Source organism: Micromonospora echinofusca (assembly GCF_017614955.1).
Classification (GTDB): Bacteria; Actinomycetota; Actinomycetes; order Mycobacteriales; family Micromonosporaceae; genus Micromonospora; species Micromonospora echinofusca_A.
Genome location: NZ_WVUH01000531.1, coordinates 1 through 3,254, shown reverse-complemented (window position 1 = coordinate 3,254; position 3,254 = coordinate 1). Strand labels below are relative to the sequence as shown.

Genomic DNA, 3,254 nt, shown 5'->3' with positions numbered 1-3,254 from the left:
GCCCCGCCCCCCACCGGGTCGCTGCGGACCACCACCGTCGACGTCGGGCCACTGCGACCGGTCGCGGCAGTCGACGTCGACCGGTACGCCGGGGACTGGTACCAGGTCGCCGCCATCCCGGCGATCTTCGAGATCCAGTGCTACAAGAACGTCACCGCCCGGTACGACGTGCAACCCGACGGCACCATCGGAGTCCGCAACGCCTGCCGGACCATCCTGGGTACCACCAGCGCGGTCACCGGCCGGGCGCGCAGCGAGAACCCCCCGGCGAACTCGGTGCTGACCGTGTCCTTCCTCCGGCTCGGTGACCGCTGGCTGTACTTCGGCGGGCCGAACTACGTCGTCATCGGGCTGGACGCCGACTACCGCTGGGCCGTCGTCGGTGACCCGGACCGCAGCAGCGGATTCGTGCTCTCCCGTACCCCGGCACTCGACGCCACGCAGCTCGCGGCGGCCAAGGCGGTACTCACCGCCAACGGGTACGACCTCTGTGACTTCCGGACCACCCGCCAGGACGGCGGGGCGGGCGCCGGCACCTTCTGCTGACCGACCCGCCACCGGCCGGCGCTGCTCGGCCCGCACCGCGCTGCTCCGTCACCGCCTCCCCGGGTGGCGGGGCAGCGCACCGGTGCTCAGGGCCCCGGTGCCGGGTCGGTCAGTTCGTCGGCGAGCAGGTCCATCAGCAGCCCGTCGTGCCAGCTCCCGTCGGCGCCGCGCTCGTACCGGCGCAGCACCCCGACCGGCCGGAACCCGACCCGCCGGTAGCAGCGGATCGCCGCGGTGTTCTCCGCCGCCGGGTCGATGGTGAGCCGGTGGTGGCCGTGCACCCCGATCAGGTACCGGGCCAGGGTGTGCACCACCTCGGCGCCCAACCCCCGGCCGTGCACCGCCGGATCGAGGTAGATGTCGATGCCGGCGTGCCGGTAGTCCGGGTCCTCCTCGGCGGACCACTGCACGGCACCGACGACCCGGCCCGCGTACTCCACCGCCAGCACCGGGGTCGCCGGGTCCGTCAGCCCCTGCCCGACCTCGGCCGCCAGGTCGCCCCCGCCCCGCCACCAGCGCCGGACCTCCGGCCGGGCCCGGATCGCGGCCAGCGCGGGGACGTCCGCCGGGGTCGCCGGCCGCAGCGTCACCCGCCTCCCGCGCAACCCGGCCACCGGCACCGCCGGCCGCGCAGCCCGGTCGTCGGCGTCACCCGCCGGTCGTGCCCCGGTCATCGCGGTCAGGACCGGGTCAGCCCGTGTTCGACACAGGTGGCCGTCCAGCCGGCCGGCAGGATCTGCACCTTCATCCGGCGCCGGCACCGGGAGCAGAACCGGGGCGGCTCCAGCTCCCGGGCCGTACGGCAGGTGCCGTGGTCGGCCCCCGCCGCCGGTTCACCACAACGGTCACACCAGATCGCGGTCGTGGTCATCGGGCGCCTACAGGGTCGCGGAGAGTGCCTTGACCGGCATCTTCAGCTCCTCGAGCAGCGCCAGGTCCGAGTCGGCCGGTCGACCCAGCGTGGTCAGGTAGTTGCCGACGATCACCGCGTTGATCCCGCCGAGCAGGCCGTCCCGGGTGCCGAGGTCACCGAGGGTGATCTCCCGCCCACCGGCGTACCGCAGGATCGTGCGCGGCATCGCCAGCCGGAACGCGGCGATCGCCCGCAGCGCGTCCCGGCCCTCCACCACCGGCCGGTCACCCAGCGGCGTACCGGGCCGGGGGTTGAGGAAGTTCAGCGGCACCTCGTGCGGGTCCAACTCGGCCAGCTGCGCGGCGAACTCGGCCCGCTGCTCGACCGTCTCACCGAGGCCGAGGATCCCGCCGCAGCAGACCTCCATGCCCGAGGCCCGCACCATGGTCAGCGTCTCCCACCGCTCCTCCCAGGAGTGGGTGGTGACCACGTTCGGGAAGTAGGAGCGGCAGGTCTCCAGGTTGTGGTTGTAGCGGTGCACGCCCATCGCGACCAGCTCGTCGACCTGGGCCTGGGTGAGCATGCCGAGCGAGGCGGCGACCTGGATGTCCACCTCGGCGCGGATCGCCGCGACCCCCTCGCGCATCTGCTTCATCAAGCGCTCGTCCGGGCCGCGTACGGCGGCCACGATGCAGAACTCGGTGGCGCCGGTCGCCGCGGTCTGCTTCGCCGCCTCGACCAGGGACGGGATGTCCAGCCACACCGAGCGGACAGGGGAGGCGAACAGCCCGGACTGCGAACAGAAGTGGCAGTCCTCGGGGCAGCCGCCGGTCTTGAGGGAGACGATCCCTTCGACCTCCACCTCCGGGCCGCACCAGCGCATCCGGACGTCGTGGGCGAGTTGGAGGGCGGCGGGCAGGTGCTCGTCGGGCAGGCGGAGCACCGCGAGCACGCCTGCCTCATCGAGGCCGACACCGTTCTCCAGTACCTGGGTCCGGGCCTGGTCGAGGATCTCTGGCATGGCTCGTACCCTACAAGGCCCCGGCGGAGGTGCGAGAGTGCGTCGGCCGGGGCCCCGGGTGGTAACTTCCCCGGCGGACGGGGCCCCGCCGACGGGTGGGGTGGAGCGGCGACCCGGGGGAGATGCGGTGGCGGACTGGCTGGCGGTACTGGACCGACGGGCCCGGCTCCGCGCCAGGGCCGGGCTGACCCGCCACATCCGGTCCCGGGGCGCCGACGAGCAGGTGATCGACCTCGCCGGCAACGACTACCTCGGCCTCTCCGGTCATCCGGCGGTCACCGCCGCCGCCGGTACGGCCCTGGCCGGGTACGGCCTCGGCGCCACCGGCTCCCGGCTGGTCCGGGGCTCCACCGACCTGCACGACGCGCTGGAGCAGGCCCTGGCCGACTGGTTGGGTACCGCCGGGGCGCTGCTCTTCTCCTCCGGCTACCTGGCCAACCTCGCGGCGGTACGCGCCCTGGTGACCCCCCGGACCCTGCTCGTCTCCGACGCGCACAACCACGCCTCCCTGATCGACGGGTGCCGGATCTCCGGGGCCGAGACGGTGGTCGTCGCGCACGCCGACCCGGCGGCCGTGCAGGCCGCCCTGGCCGCCGCACCGGGCCGCCCGGCGGTGGTGGTGACCGAGTCGGTCTTCTCCGTCGACGGGGACCTCGCCCCCCTGGCGGAGCTGCACGCGGTGGCCCGCCGGCACGGCGCCCTGCTGCTCGTGGACGAGGCGCACGCGCTCGGTGTACTCGGGCCGTCCGGTGCCGGCGGGGTGGTCGACGCCGGCCTGGCCGGGGCGCCGGACGTGGTCGTCACCGCCACCCTGTCCAAGGCGTTGGGTGGGGC

The 3,254-nt window shown here is 74.4% G+C and carries 5 protein-coding genes; 2 read left to right on the top strand and 3 right to left on the bottom strand.

Features of this window, described 5'->3' with window-relative positions:
• On the top strand, positions 1–546 hold a 546-nt coding region (locus GSF22_RS32230), incomplete at its 5' end, for a lipocalin family protein (protein WP_208817687.1).
• A gap of 86 nt (positions 547–632) precedes the next feature.
• Here the strand turns inward: GSF22_RS32230 and GSF22_RS32225 are convergent.
• From GSF22_RS32225 to bioB, 3 genes are read right to left on the bottom strand one after another with little or no spacing between them, the layout of a single operon-like run.
• Positions 633–1,220: a GNAT family N-acetyltransferase gene (locus GSF22_RS32225; RefSeq protein WP_208817686.1), complete on the bottom strand. Its 588-nt coding sequence runs from the start codon at positions 1,218–1,220 to the stop codon at positions 633–635.
• A gap of 5 nt (positions 1,221–1,225) precedes the next feature.
• Positions 1,226–1,417, bottom strand: coding sequence for a biotin synthase auxiliary protein BsaP (gene bsaP / locus GSF22_RS32220; protein WP_208817685.1), 192 nt, complete (start codon positions 1,415–1,417; stop codon positions 1,226–1,228).
• Positions 1,418–1,424: 7 nt separating this feature from the next.
• Entirely contained in the window at positions 1,425–2,420 is a 996-nt protein-coding gene (gene bioB / locus GSF22_RS32215) for a biotin synthase BioB (RefSeq protein WP_208817684.1), read from the bottom strand.
• Between the two features lie 127 nt (positions 2,421–2,547).
• Between bioB and GSF22_RS32210 the strand changes: the two genes are divergently transcribed.
• Positions 2,548–3,254 (top strand): aminotransferase class I/II-fold pyridoxal phosphate-dependent enzyme (locus GSF22_RS32210; RefSeq protein ID WP_208817683.1); only part of this gene is annotated, 707 nt, incomplete at its 3' end.

Coding starts and splice junctions, on each gene's coding strand:
- GSF22_RS32225 (WP_208817686.1), bottom strand. CDS start 1,220: ATGACCGGGGCACGACCGGCGGGTGACGCCGACGACCGGGCTGCGCGG.
- bsaP (WP_208817685.1), bottom strand. CDS start 1,417: ATGACCACGACCGCGATCTGGTGTGACCGTTGTGGTGAACCGGCGGCG.
- bioB (WP_208817684.1), bottom strand. CDS start 2,420: ATGCCAGAGATCCTCGACCAGGCCCGGACCCAGGTACTGGAGAACGGT.